Raw genomic sequence first — 10,994 nt, 5'->3', positions numbered from 1 at the left:
AGACGCGCCGACAGCCCGGTTGCCCGGCCCACACAGCCCACCCTCAGCGATGAAGTCCGCGGCCGGATCGAAGTCCGCCGCCAGCGGTCCGCGGCATCTAGAGCCGGCGAACCGTCCTGTCAACCGCCCCGCGAAAGCGCCACAGCGCCGGAGACGACCGACACCTCGAGACGAGAAGGACAGCGATCGCCCGATCCAGTCACCCGGATCAGCTCCGCTCCACCAACAATCCCGAAGACCGCCAGAACCCCGCCCCACCAAGTGGTGGACCGCGGCGCCCCGTCGGTGAAAGTGGGTATAGGGAGCCCGGCACCGCCCGTCAATCGAAAAAACGCAAAAACTGCGAGGAAGCCCGCCACGGGCCTTTCAGACGCATCGGTGAGCCATCGCATCTGCGATGGGCTCTCCCCCCTCCCGGCATTTCGTCCGACCGTACCCGTCCCCCCTTCTACAGCCTCAGCGTCGCCAGCGATCTGACACTGTCCCGGTCGCGCAGGTCGAGCCCGTGCTCCCTGATCTCGTCGCGATCCAGTTCGCGGAACACCTCGGCGTGAGCGTCCGGACCGGCCGCCTCGGCCGCCAGGAGTTCGGCATCCAGTTCGTCTCGGGCGATGACGAGAACCGGGACTCCTGCGCGGCCTGGGACGTCAACGCGGACGCCGTAAGCCCTGTTCGCCTCGGCTCGGGTTTTACGCGGAGAGGATCGCGCGCCCTGATCCGCGGCGGTTCTGCCCTTCGAGAGAGCCGTACGACGGAGGATGCCCTCGCCCGCGGCCTCGCGGTCATCGCCCCGCCCGCGATGCCGCGTCCGGTCCGGGTTCTGCGCCATCCCATCGGCGACGTAGCCGGTGACGAAGGCGTAGATCGCCTTGTGCAGGAGATCGATCCGCTGCTCGTCGCGCGGCCAGGTCCAGGGCGGCGCGCCGGCGCCGGTGGCGTTTTCCAGCACCTGATCGTTGAGCAGGCGAAGGTTCAGGAACAGGAACGAGGCGACCGAGCCGCGCATGCCGCGCTCTGCCATCAGCATCCTGAGTGGCCCGAGGGCGATGCCCTGACCCCAATGCATCGCCCAGTTCATCCCGACCCGCTCGCGATCGGGCCGCGGCGGCAGGCCGAGGATGCGGCGCAGGGTGTGCGCGGGGACATAGGAATTCGGCCGGCCGGTGAGGCTCTGCTCGACCTTCTCGGCGAGCGTCATCGCGGCGACCCCGGCGGCCCCCGCGACGAGTCCTCTCGCGAGCGTCGATCCGAGATCCGCCCTCCGGCCGGAGCCGTGCTGACGCCGGTCGGTCCGTAGCCTATCGCCGGTCATGAAGGTCCTCAAAGGTTCGCGGGGTTCGAGGCGCGGCGCGCGTCTCTTCCGGCAAACCCGAGGCCGGGCGGTTTGTTCGCCCTCCGGCCAGGGACGTGGGCGCCCTCCCCGCTTCCCGGTCAGCCCGCAAGCCGGCGGAGTTCGCCCCGCGCGATGCCGAGGAGAGTCCGCGCGGCAAGGGCCGCGATCGTCGCCGTGGCGGCGGCGAGCAATGTCAGGGCCAGGATATCGGCCGGGAGCGCACGGACATGCTCGGCGTAGCGCAGGGACGCCACCGCCATGGCGGCGACGGGAAAGCTCACCGCCCACCACGAGACGCGAAACGGGCAGCAGCGCGGCAGGTCGCGCAGACGACCGGCCAGCACCGCGAAGACGAACAGGCCGATCAGGAACAGCGCCTCCGCGAAGGCGTCGATCCGTCCGAAGGTCGCGGTGTAGCTGGAGAAGCCGACGGCGAAGGGCGCCACGAGGATCATCAGGGTCGGCCGCTGGGCGGCGGGCAGCGGTTCCTCGAAGACGAGGCGGGCGAAGACCAGGGTGAAGAGCGGGACGGCGAAGAACAGGCCGACGCTGAGCCCGAACATCATCAGCGTCTGGGTCTGCGGCAGGCCGAGCAAGGGGCCGGCGAGCGGGATATCGAGCAGGCCGACCACCGGCACGATCCAGGCGGGCGTCGCGTGGGCGAGTTGCTGGCGGCTTCCCATCCAGCGGCTGACGATGAGGAGAGCGAACACCACCATCCCACCCGCGCCGACGACCCAGGCCGCCGCAGCGAGGGTGGGGCTGAGGCCGGCGAGCACGAAGGGCACCAGCATCAGGCTGATCAGGATCGTGCCGAACAGGTTGCCGGCGATCGGATGGCGGAACTCGGCCAGCACCACCGGCCACGCCGTCACCGCCTTCGCGCCGTAGGCCAGCGCGAGGGCGAGAAAGGCGAGGAGCGCAGCCCAGCCGATCGCGTCGGCGGCAAGGGCGGGCAGGCCGTAGCGGGCGCTCGCGAGACGCCACGCAACGCTCAGGCCCGTCAGCCCCATCACGGAACCGAACAGGGCGACCGGCAGGTACTCGAAGCGCGGCGCGAGGCCCGCGCGAACCGGCGGCACCTCGTTCGCGGCGACGGTCGTCATGATCCCGCCTCCTCCCTCAGACACTGGCCATCAGATCCCGGCCGTCAGACACCGGAAAGCGGCGTCTTGGCGAGCGGCAGGCTGCGCACCCGCCGGCCCGTGAGGGCCGCGACGGCGTTGACCACCGCGGGCGGCACGCCGGGCAGGCCGGGCTCGCCGATGCCGCCCATCGGCGCACCGCTCTCGACGATGGTCACGTGGACCCGCGGCATGCGCTCGCGGTCGAGGATCGGGTAGGCGTCGAAGTTCTTCGCCTGCCGCTGCCCGTTCTCGTAGACCACCTGTTCGAGGAGCGTGGAGGAGAGCCCGAGCGCCGCCGCGCTCTCGACCTGCCGCTTGACGATGGCCGGGTTGACCACGCTGCCCGGATCGATGGCGATCCAGAGATCGTGCACCCGCGCCTCGCCGTCCTTCAACGAGACCTCGGCGATGGTCGCGGTCTCGGAGCCGAAGGGCGAGGCCATCGAGACGCCGCGTGCCCGGCTCGTGCCGTCCTCCGCCGCGAACGGCCCGCGCCGCCAGCCGCCGGCGAGATCCGCGACCGCTTTCAGCAGCGTCCGGTGGCGTGGGCTGTCCTTCAGCAGCGCCATGCGTAGAGCGAACGGATCCTTATCCCCCGCCGCGGCGACCTCATCGAGGAAGCTCTCGTAGAAGTAGTCGTTCATCGAGTGGCCGACCGAGCGCCAGAAGGCGATCGTGACGGGGTGAGGCACCTTCACGTAGTCGAGGCGCCGGTTCGGGATGGCGTAGGGTTTCTTGTCGAGCCCCTCGACCACCGAGGAATCGACCGGCGACTTGAACAGCGCGCCGAACCAGCGGCCGATCGGGCCCTCGCCGACCGCAACGGTGTGGAGCGCCACGGGCATTCCGTCGGCCCCGAGCGCCGCCTTGAAGCGGGCGAAACTCAGGGGACGCACCGCGTCCATGCCGAACTCTTCCTCGCGCGACCACAGCACCCGCACGGGCCGGCCGGTCGCCTGGGCGAGCAGGATCGCCTGCGGGAAGGGATTGGCTGGGCCGTAGGCGAAGTGGCGTCCGAAGAAGCCGCCGAGCATCGGCGAGTGGATGCGCACCTGCTCCGGCTCCAGCCCCGCGGTCTTCGCGGCGATCTGCTGGAACAGCTCCGGCATCTGGTTCGGCAGCCAGAGATCGAGGCTCCCGTCCGCCGTGAACCGGGCAACCGCCGAGGGCGGTTCGAGCTGGGCATGGGCGAGATAGGGCGCGTCGTATTCCGCCTCGATCACCTTGGCGGCGCCCGCGAAGGCGGCGGCAGGGTCGCCCTCCTGCTCGGCGGGAATGCCGGGCTCGGTCGAGCCCTTCAGCTCCGCGAGCATCGCCGAAGACGAGAAGCTTTGCGAGACCGTGGCGATCCCCTCCGGCGCGGGCGCAGTCCAGGTGACCTGCAACGCCTCGGCGCCCTTGCGCGCCCGCCACCAGGAATCGGCCACCACGGCCACCGCGCCGGGCAGGCGGTGGACCGAGTGGATGCCTGGCATCGCCCGCACCGCCGCTTCGTTGGCGATTACCTGCGGCTCGGTGCCGAGATGGGGGGCATGCGTGACGGCGGCGTGCAGCATGCCCTCGACGCGGATGTCGATGGCGTAGGTCGCCCGCCCCGTCGCCTTGTCGCGCATGTCGAGCCGGGCCACCGGCCGGCCGATCCAGCGGAAGCTCTTCGCGTCCCTCAGCGGTACGTCGTCCCGCGGCTGGAGCGCGAGGGCGGCCTGTGCCAGTTCGCCGTAGCCGAGGGTGCGGCCCGTAGCGGCGTGAACCACGCGGCCGTCCTCGGTCGTCAGGCTGTCCTGAGCGACGGCGAGCCGGGCGGCGGCGGCGCGCAGAAGCATTTCCCGCGCGGTGGCGCCGAGGCGGCGCATCGCCTCGAAGCTGGACCGGGTCGAGAAGCTGCCGCCGGTCATGCGCAGGCCGTTGACGACGGCATAATCGGGGCCGGGCGGGGCGCATTCGACCGCGAAGCGGGCGGGGTCGAGGTCGAGTTCCTCGCCGATCGTCTGCGCGAGCCCGGTATTGATGCCCTGGCCGCCCTCCACGAAGGGGCTGAGCAGGCGCACGGAGCTGTCCGGACGGATCTCGAGAAAGGCGGCCACGCGGGTGCCGGGCTTCGGTGCCACGGCCGCCGGCCCCTCGGCGCGAGTCTGGGCAGCCGCCCCGCCCGGCAGGTCGATGCCGAGCAGGAGGGCACCCGAGGCGATGCCGAGGAAGCCTCGGCGCGAGAAGTTCTTCACCGGCTCGCGGGTGGGCCGGGCGCCGAGGCCGAGGCGGTGGAGGGGGGTGAGATCGTTCATCGCCGCCTCCTCAGGCCGCGGCCTGCCGCACGGCGGCGGCGATGGCGTTGTAGGTGCCGCAGCGGCACAGATTTGTCATCGCGGCGGCGATGTCGTCCTCCGACGGCTTCGGCGTCTCCTTGAGCAGCCCCGTCGCGGCCATGACCTGGCCCGACTGGCAGTAGCCGCATTGCGGCACCTCGATGCCGACCCAGGCCGCCACCACCTTGGCGCCGACGGGATCCGTCTCGATCGCCTCGATCGTGGTGATGCCTTGCGTGCCGACGCTCTCCAGCGGCACCTGACAGGAACGGGTCGCCTGCCCATCGAGGAGCACGGTGCAGGCGCCGCACTGGCCGATTCCGCAACCGTATTTGGTGCCGGTCAGGCCGATCGTGTCCCGCAGGACGAAGAGAAGCGGCGTATCCGGACCAGCATCGACCGCATGTTGCCGGCCATTGACCGTAAGACTGATCATCGCTCGACTCCCCTGAGCCTTCGCCCCGCAACGGTCATGCTGTTCGAATGCCCCGACGACCGCAACGCCATAAAGGCGGCGATTTCGGACATCTGCCGAATTGGCTCTTCGATGTGACGGCCCGACGACCGATGACGCGCGGCCCCGGCGGATGTCAGCCGAGGTCGCGCCGCCGTCAGGCCCAGCCCTCCAGCACGATCTTGCCCTTGGCGCGCCCGCTCTCGATCAGCGCGTGGGCACGGCGCAGGTTGGCCGCCGAGATCGCCCCGAACCGCTCGGTCACCGTCGTCGTCAGGGTGCCGGCCTCGACGAGACGCGACACCGCGTCGAGCAGATCGCCCTGCGCGCCCATGTCGGCGGTGGCGAACATCGAGCGCGTGAACATGAACTCCCAATGCGTGGAGACGCTCTTCTGCTTGAACGGCAGCACGTCGAGGGCCGCCGGATCGTCGATCAGCGCGAACCGGCCCTGCGGCGCGATCAGCTTGCCGATCTCCGGCAGGTGCCGGTCGGTGTGGGTGGTCGAGAAGACGAAGCCCGGCGCGCCGAGGCCGAGCGCGGCGACCTCCGCCGCGAGCGGCTTGGTGTGGTCGATGACGTGGTGGGCGCCGAGCGTCCGGCTCCACTCCACTGTCTCGGGCCGCGAGGCGGTGGCGATCACGGTGAGGTCGGTCAGTTGCCGGGCGAGTTGGGTGGCGATGGAGCCGACGCCGCCGGCCCCGCCGACGATCAGCAGCGCGGGTGCTGCCCCCGGCACGGACTTGCGGATGTCGAGCCGGTCGAACAGGGCTTCCCAGGCGGTGATCGCCGTGAGCGGCATCGCCGCCGCCTCGGCGAAGGACAGGGTGGCGGGCTTTACGCCGACGATCCGCTCATCGACGAGGTGAAGCTCCGCATTGGTGCCGGGCCGGCCGAGCGCGCCGGCATAGAACACCGCGTCGCCGACCTTGAACCGCGTCACCTCCGGGCCGACCGCCTCGACGAGGCCGGCGGCGTCGTAGCCGAGCACCTGCGGCTGTCCGTCCGGGGGATTTGCCCGAATGCGGACCTTGGTATCGACCGGGTTGACCGAGACCGCCCGCACCCGGACCAGCAGGTCGCGCGGACCCGGCAGCGGATCGGGCAGCGTCAAGTCGAGGAGGGACTGATCGTCCTCAATCGGCAGGGGCTTGTGGAATCCGACGGCACGCATGGGATCGCTCCTTGTCAGTTGAAGACCGTGTCAGTCGCGGCGTTTGCCAAGTCTTGTGTCGGCAACATCTTGTCCCGAGCGTCGGCGACCGCCTTGCGGGCTGTTGCGGGCGGGCACCGCGCTCGCGGCGATGCCGAGGACGATCGCCAGGGCACCGATGATGAGGTCGGGTCCGGGCGTCTCGTGCAGGGTTGCCGTCGCGATCGCCAGACCGGTGACCGGCACCGCGAGCATCAGCGTCGACATCAGGCTCGCCGGCACAAGCCGGCTCGCGGCGTTGACGGCGCAGAAGCCGAAGGCGGTGGCGATGGGCCCGACGAAGATCAGGCAGGCCCAGAACGTCGCCGTCCCGTCGCCGGTGAACGGCCCCTCGACCGCGAGGGCGAGCGGCAGCAGCACGGCGGCGGCCAGCAGCATCTGCCAGGGGGCGAGTTGCGCCGCGGACGCCTCGGAGCGCCCGTAGCGCAGATGCAGGATGCAGGCGGCCCAGGCGGCCGACGCCGCCAGCAGCATCGCGTGGGCGCCGAGCACGGTCCCGTCGCGCCAGTCGATGGCGTGCGGGTTGAACAGGATCGCGACGCCGAGAGCCGCCAGCCCGATCCCGGCCCATTGTCGGCGCGCGATCCGCTCCCCGAAGACCAGGACCGCCACCGGCACGACCCAGATCGGCGTGGTGTAGCTCAGGATCGCCGAGCGCCCGGCCGGCAGATGCGTCATCGCCACCGCGCCGAGCGCGGTGAACAGCATCATCTGCAGCAGGCCGATGGAAGCGATGACGGGCAGGTCCGCGGCACGCGGCCGCCGCACCCTGCCGCGGGCGGCCTGCCACGCGAACAGGCAGGCGGCACCGGTGGCGAAGCGGAGCGCCGAGAACCAGAGCGGCGAGACATGGCCGAGCCCGAGCTTCATCACCGGCCAGTTCGCGCCCCAGAGCAGGATCGCACCGCCGAGCAGAAGCGCCGGCGCCGAGCCTACGGCATCGCCGCGCCGAAGGGCGGGCGAAGCCGCCAGGGCATGGCAGGCGGAGGGGGTCGGGACGGCGGCCGAGGCGGACATGGCGGGCCTCTTCGATGCGGGACGAAGACGGGCTCGAAGGCCCGTCCGGCCGGTCGTCGTGACCGGCGAGAGGCAGGATGCGCCGCGCCGATGAAGTTGGGAAACGCATAGTTCTGATCGGTGCGATCAGATTTTCTGCTTGCCGGCAGGGATCCGGGTCGCGAAGATGCCGGAGAAGCAGACGGTGCGGCGTGTCGTGTCGCCGCCCTTATCGACGACGCGAAGAAGTCATGCGCCATCCCGATCTCGAACTCGATCTGCTCCGCGCCTTCGTGGCGGTGGCCGAGACCGGCAGCTTCACGGCGGCCGCGGATGTCGTGCACCGCTCGCAATCGGCGGTGAGCCAGAAGGTGCTGCGGCTGGAGGAGATCCTAGGGCGGCGCGTCTTCGACCGCACCAGCCGCACCCTCGGCCTGACCCCGGACGGCGAGCGCCTGCTCGTCGCCGCCCGCCAGATGCTGGAGTTCAACGACAAGCTGATGCGGGAATGGCGCGAGCCGCCCGCCAGCGGCACCCTGCGGCTCGGCGTGTCGGAGGACTTCATCCCCGGCCAGTTGCCGAAGCTGCTCGCGCGCTTCAGCCGGCTCTATCCGGGGGTGCACATCGACCTGATGACCGGGCTGAGCTGCACCCTGCTCGAAGCCTACGACGCCGACCGTCTCGATGCCGTGATCGCCAAGCGCAGCGGCAGCCATCCCCGCGGCCGGGTGATCTGGCGCGAGCCGCTCGTGTGGCTCGCCTCCGCCGATTACGAACTCGATTTCACCAAGCCCGCCCGGCTGGTGATGCTCGCCCCGCCCTGCAGCTACCGCGAGATGATGATCGCGGCGCTCGACTCCGTGCGCCGGGAATGGAACGCGGCCTGCACCGCCAGCAGCCTCTCGGGCGTGCAAGCGGCGGTGGCCGGCGGCCTCGGCGTGACGCTGCTCGGTCGCTCCTTCCTGCAGGAGGGCATGCAGATCCTGCGTGCCCCCGAGATCTGGCCGGCCCTGCCGATGACCGAGGTCATGGTGCTCGGCGAGGAGCGCGCCGCCGATCTCGTCCACCCGCTCATTGCCTTCCTGGGCGAGAGCCTCGCCGGCCGCGACGGACTGGACGTCGCGGCGTAGTGATCTTGGGTTCCCAAAGGGCAAGCCCTTTGGCGGGGCGCCGGGGCAGAGCCCCGGCACTCCTCCGACCAGGGCTCCGCCCTGGACCTATGACAAGGACTTGTCCTTTCGAAACCGGTCACTGCGCCGTGCGGTAGCGCGGGGCGGGGACGGCGCTCGACAGGTGCGGGAGCATGATTTGGCGCGCCGCCTCCCAGGCGTCCCATTCGGCGGCCTCTTGCAGCGAGGGAATGGTGGCGAACTCGCCCCGGTCGAGGCCGGCGAGCGCCGCGTCGACCAGATCCTCGGCCGACATCACCCAATCCTTGGGCAGGTTGCTGGCGGGGAGCCCTGCCACGTCCCAGAACTCGGTTCCGGTCGCGCCCGGCAGCACCACCTGCACCGTCACCCCGGTGCCGGCGAGTTCCTTGCGCAGGCTGTGGCTGAAGCCGAGCACGAACGACTTCGAGCCGCCATAGACGCCGTTCAGCACCTCCGGCCCGATGGCGACGATCGAGGCGATGTTGATGATCGTGCCCCGGCCCCGTGCGGTGAAGGCCGGCACCGCCGCGTAGGTCAGGCGCATCGGCGCGGTGACGTTGATGGCGATCATCCGCTCCATCTCGTCCACGGACGCCGCAGCGAGCGGCGCGGCGCTGCCGAAGCCGGCATTGTTGACGAGATGCGTGAGGCTCGCATCGCTCTTCAGCATCTCCTCGACCGCGGCGAGCCCCGCGCGGTCCGTCAGGTCGGCCTCGACGGTCCGCACCGCGACGCCGTGGCGACGGGTCAGTGCCTCGGCCACGGCATCGAGCCGCGCCCGGTTGCGGGCGACGAGGATCAGATCGTGACCGCGGGCGGCGAAGCGGTCGGCGTAGACGGCGCCGATGCCGGAGGAGGCGCCGGTGATGAGAACGGTTCCTTGGGTCATGATCGATGGTCCTTCCGAGGTCCGACCGGCGGGGGGGCTTGCCCGGCCGGTGACGATGTCGGGACCCTAGCTCTGGACCGCGATGTCCTAAATGACGTATAAGCGTTAAATCAGGACATGAGCGAGGCAGGACCGATGCGGCAGGTCGGGTTCATTCTCGAGGATGGCTTTCAGGTCATGGGCCTCGCCGCCCTGTCGGCCTTCGAATTCGCCAACGTCCACCTCGAACGCGAGGCCTACCGGCTGATCGTGATGTCGGAGCGGGGCGGCACCGTCCGCTCCTCTCTCGGCATCGGCATCGAGACCGTGCCCCTGGCGGAGGCCCCCGACACGCTGATGGTGGTCGGCGAGTTGCTGCCGCGCCCGCTCACGCCGCGCCTGCGCGACTACATCGCCGGGGCGGGCCGGGTCTCGCGGCGCGTGGCCGGCCTCTGCACCGGCGCCTTCGCCCTGGCGGAGGCCGGGCTCCTCGACGGGCGGGTGGCGACGACGCACTGGGCCCATGCCCGCGACCTGCAGGAGCGCTTCCCCGGGATCCGCGTCGATGACGACCGCATCTACGTTTCCGACGGTCCGATCTGGACCTCGGCCGGGATGAGCGCGGCGATCGACCTGACGCTGGCGCTGATCGAGGACGACCACGGCGCCGAACTGTCGCGCGCCATCGCCCGCAAGCTCGTGGTCTATCATCGCCGCCCCGGCGGCCAGTCGCAGTTCTCGGCCCTGCTCGAACTGGAGCCGCGCTCGGACCGGGTCCGCCGCGCCCTCGTCTACGCCAAGGAGCACCTGCGCAACCCGCTGACCGTGGAGGAACTGGCGGAGGCCGCCCGCGTCAGCCCGCGCCAGTTCAGCCGCCTGTTCCGCGAGGAGACCGGGCAATCCCCGGCCAAGGCGGTCGAGCGGCTGCGCCTGGAAGCAGCGAAGGCGATGCTCGAAGAGGGGCGCCATTCCCTGGACGTGGTCGCCCGCGACACGGGTTTCGCCGACCGCGACCGGATGCGCCGCGCCTTCCTGCGGGCCTTCGGCCACCCGCCGCAGAGCCTGCGCCGCAGCCTGCGCCTGATCGAGGGATCCGAATCCTCCGTGGCTTGAGCCGATCCGCGGCACCCCACTTTTTTTGGGTCGCCCGCGCGAAAACCGGTCTGTCGCTCCCATGCCCCTGGCGAAGGCGGATGCACACCGCCCCATCCGGGAGATGCGACATGAACAAGATGATGATCCTCGCCCTCGTCGGCGCCGGCCTCCTCGGCGCCGCGCCCTCCGCCTTCGCCCAAGAGGACGCGCCGCGGACGGGCAACCAGGAATTCCTCGGCGTCGATCTCGACAATGGCGGCGTCTATTACAACGGGCGCAATTCCGGCCGGTACTGCCTCTACCGCACCGTCGAGGTGTTCAACCGCTACACCGGCTACGTCGAGGCCCGCCGGGTGCGCCGCTGCGGCCGCGGCCTCTACCTGCCGTAGGGAGGGCGACGCGATGCTGACCGCCCTCTGTCCGCTCCACCTCGCCGCCTTCGGCCTCATCCTCG

General features: G+C 70.8%; 10 protein-coding genes. 3 read left to right on the top strand and 7 right to left on the bottom strand.

Going from position 1 to position 10,994, the window contains the following annotated elements; all coding sequences use genetic code 11:
• Positions 1–448 precede the first annotated feature (448 nt).
• From HNR51_RS23270 to HNR51_RS23245, 6 genes are all read right to left on the bottom strand, one after another.
• Complete coding sequence (locus HNR51_RS23270; protein ID WP_182556513.1) at positions 449–1,312, bottom strand: hypothetical protein; 864 nt, start codon at positions 1,310–1,312, stop codon at positions 449–451.
• Positions 1,313–1,431: 119 nt separating this feature from the next.
• Positions 1,432–2,439 carry an SLAC1 anion channel family protein gene (locus HNR51_RS23265; RefSeq protein ID WP_182556512.1) on the bottom strand — a complete coding sequence of 336 codons (1,008 nt, stop codon included), beginning with the start codon at positions 2,437–2,439 and terminating at the stop codon, positions 1,432–1,434.
• Between the two features lie 44 nt (positions 2,440–2,483).
• Positions 2,484–4,742, bottom strand: coding sequence for a xanthine dehydrogenase family protein molybdopterin-binding subunit (locus tag HNR51_RS23260; RefSeq protein WP_182556511.1), 2,259 nt, complete (start codon positions 4,740–4,742; stop codon positions 2,484–2,486).
• A 10-nt stretch (positions 4,743–4,752) separates the two neighbouring features.
• Positions 4,753–5,199, bottom strand: coding sequence for a (2Fe-2S)-binding protein (locus tag HNR51_RS23255; RefSeq protein WP_182556510.1), 447 nt, complete (start codon positions 5,197–5,199; stop codon positions 4,753–4,755).
• A gap of 175 nt (positions 5,200–5,374) precedes the next feature.
• Positions 5,375–6,391, bottom strand: a complete 1,017-nt coding sequence (locus tag HNR51_RS23250; protein WP_182556509.1) for a zinc-binding alcohol dehydrogenase family protein — start codon at positions 6,389–6,391, stop codon at positions 5,375–5,377.
• 30 nt (positions 6,392–6,421) lie between these two features.
• Positions 6,422–7,447, bottom strand: coding sequence for a DMT family transporter (locus HNR51_RS23245; RefSeq protein ID WP_182556508.1), 1,026 nt, complete (start codon positions 7,445–7,447; stop codon positions 6,422–6,424).
• Between the two features lie 230 nt (positions 7,448–7,677).
• On the opposite strand from HNR51_RS23245, the gene HNR51_RS23240 reads away from it, so the two are divergent.
• Positions 7,678–8,556, top strand: a complete 879-nt coding sequence (locus HNR51_RS23240) for a LysR substrate-binding domain-containing protein (RefSeq protein WP_182556507.1) — start codon at positions 7,678–7,680, stop codon at positions 8,554–8,556.
• Positions 8,557–8,674: 118 nt separating this feature from the next.
• On the opposite strand, the gene HNR51_RS23235 is transcribed toward HNR51_RS23240, so the two are convergent.
• The gene (locus tag HNR51_RS23235; RefSeq protein ID WP_182556506.1) at positions 8,675–9,466 is read right to left on the bottom strand and encodes an SDR family NAD(P)-dependent oxidoreductase; all 792 of its coding nucleotides are present in this window, start codon (positions 9,464–9,466) and stop codon (positions 8,675–8,677) included.
• 135 nt (positions 9,467–9,601) lie between these two features.
• Between HNR51_RS23235 and HNR51_RS23230 the strand changes: the two genes are divergently transcribed.
• Together HNR51_RS23230 and HNR51_RS23225 are read left to right on the top strand one after the other, a co-directional pair.
• Positions 9,602–10,558, top strand: coding sequence for a GlxA family transcriptional regulator (locus HNR51_RS23230; RefSeq protein WP_012452653.1), 957 nt, complete (start codon positions 9,602–9,604; stop codon positions 10,556–10,558).
• 110 nt (positions 10,559–10,668) lie between these two features.
• Positions 10,669–10,929, top strand: coding sequence for a hypothetical protein (locus HNR51_RS23225; RefSeq protein WP_012452654.1), 261 nt, complete (start codon positions 10,669–10,671; stop codon positions 10,927–10,929).
• Positions 10,930–10,994: the final 65 nt, after the last annotated feature.

This window comes from Methylorubrum thiocyanatum (assembly GCA_014138645.1).
In the GTDB taxonomy this organism is placed as follows: domain Bacteria; phylum Pseudomonadota; class Alphaproteobacteria; order Rhizobiales; family Beijerinckiaceae; genus Methylobacterium; species Methylobacterium thiocyanatum.
This window is presented reverse-complemented; position numbering and strand designations above follow the sequence as displayed.

Bases quoted from the DNA above. Each gene is read 5' to 3' on its own strand.
- HNR51_RS23260 (WP_182556511.1), bottom strand. From the start codon at position 4,742: ATGAACGATCTCACCCCCCTCCACCGCCTCGGCCTCGGCGCCCGGCCC.
- HNR51_RS23230 (WP_012452653.1), top strand. From the start codon at position 9,602: ATGCGGCAGGTCGGGTTCATTCTCGAGGATGGCTTTCAGGTCATGGGC.
- HNR51_RS23225 (WP_012452654.1), top strand. From the start codon at position 10,669: ATGAACAAGATGATGATCCTCGCCCTCGTCGGCGCCGGCCTCCTCGGC.
- HNR51_RS23255 (WP_182556510.1), bottom strand. From the start codon at position 5,199: ATGATCAGTCTTACGGTCAATGGCCGGCAACATGCGGTCGATGCTGGT.
- HNR51_RS23245 (WP_182556508.1), bottom strand. From the start codon at position 7,447: ATGTCCGCCTCGGCCGCCGTCCCGACCCCCTCCGCCTGCCATGCCCTG.
- HNR51_RS23235 (WP_182556506.1), bottom strand. From the start codon at position 9,466: ATGACCCAAGGAACCGTTCTCATCACCGGCGCCTCCTCCGGCATCGGC.
- HNR51_RS23270 (WP_182556513.1), bottom strand. From the start codon at position 1,312: ATGACCGGCGATAGGCTACGGACCGACCGGCGTCAGCACGGCTCCGGC.
- HNR51_RS23265 (WP_182556512.1), bottom strand. From the start codon at position 2,439: ATGACGACCGTCGCCGCGAACGAGGTGCCGCCGGTTCGCGCGGGCCTC.
- HNR51_RS23250 (WP_182556509.1), bottom strand. From the start codon at position 6,391: ATGCGTGCCGTCGGATTCCACAAGCCCCTGCCGATTGAGGACGATCAG.
- HNR51_RS23240 (WP_182556507.1), top strand. From the start codon at position 7,678: ATGCGCCATCCCGATCTCGAACTCGATCTGCTCCGCGCCTTCGTGGCG.